This is a genomic window from Moorena sp. SIO2C4 (assembly GCF_010672485.1).
Classification (GTDB): domain Bacteria; phylum Cyanobacteriota; class Cyanobacteriia; order Cyanobacteriales; family Coleofasciculaceae; genus Moorena; species Moorena producens.
The window spans coordinates 1-1,162 of the sequence record NZ_JAAHGN010001541.1 but is presented as its reverse complement, the minus strand read 5'-3'; the positions used below and the strand labels follow the sequence as shown (position 1 = coordinate 1,162).

Below are 1,162 nucleotides of genomic sequence, written 5' to 3'. Positions count from 1 at the left end.
TCTGGTCGCACCGCTCCCTACTCCCTACTCCCTACTCCCTACTCCCTACTCCCTACTCCCTTTGCTATTACATGCCTCCACCTGAGCCTAAGAATAAATGCCTAGATTGCTTAGGGATGAAATTGGAAGGAATGCTGATTCCGCCAAACAAACAAAAACGTAAGTTTTGGCAAAAACCCTCTAAAATGCCGCAGATTAATTTATACCTAACCATCCAATTTAACCAGCAGTGGGAAGAGTTGCTCGAAGGTCGTGTTAAATTTGGACTCAAAGGTGGAGTACTGCGTCTTCATCTCCAACATGGTAATATCCCCTATGAATTCCGTGAGCTTGGTGGTTATATTCAACTGGCAACAGTAGGTAATCAACAGCAACAAGGGCCTAGTTGTGATCTAAACCACCGTCCAACAGACCCTAATGGCAACAGGGAAAGAGGGGGAGGTAATGTTACTCCAGAAGCTACCCAATCGCAATCCCACGAGACATCCCAACTAGAATATCAACCAGAATCCTGCAAGACATCCCACGAGACTGACCAAGTTTCCTGGTGCCACATTACCAATCAAGTTTCGGCAGAAAATCCTGCCTGGATTTTTGAAGAACAGAAGGGGAATGGTGTTTTATTTGGTTCCCTGAATCGGGTAAAGCTAGCAACTGTCAATGTCACTGCTTTACCCTGTCGTATCCAAGCAATCTTTGAAGTATCCCAGCGAGATATTTGTCTAACTGAAGTTGAGGGGTTGTGGTCCTCAAACCTTACCCGCAATAAAACCGTTGTGCTAAACAGACTGATTGTGGAACATTTGTTGGTAACTAGACTTAAGCCCTATCTGTCTCTCATGGAATTGCAATATGGGTGAGGAAAAATCTCAACCGATTCTGCTAAGCCTGATCAAGCGGGTTTTAGTGGCAGAAACAGACAATCTTGAGCAGTTGACCGCAATGGTTGGGCTGAATCTGGCTGAGGACTTCACTGCAGCTGACTTAAGTTACACTGACCTCAGCCAAGCTAGGTTGATGGAAGCGGATTTCAGAGGAACGGATTTCCGGGGGGCTAACCTCCAAGGTGCCAACTTATGTAATGCTGACTTGAGGGGGGCTGATTTCAGTCGTGCGAATCTAAGCATGAGCCACTTCAGGAATGCTAATCTACAGGGGGTAA

The 1,162-nt window shown here is 46.0% G+C and carries 1 protein-coding gene and 1 pseudogene; both read left to right on the top strand.

Annotated features, from left to right (window positions below; all coding sequences use genetic code 11):
* Positions 1 to 860 (top strand): annotated as a pseudogene (locus tag F6K20_RS39350) (hypothetical protein); the annotation flags it as partial.
* Positions 853 to 1,162: pentapeptide repeat-containing protein (locus F6K20_RS39345; RefSeq protein ID WP_287298576.1), on the top strand; the 310-nt coding region annotated here is incomplete at its 3' end. The pseudogene F6K20_RS39350 and the gene F6K20_RS39345, both read left to right, overlap by 8 nt.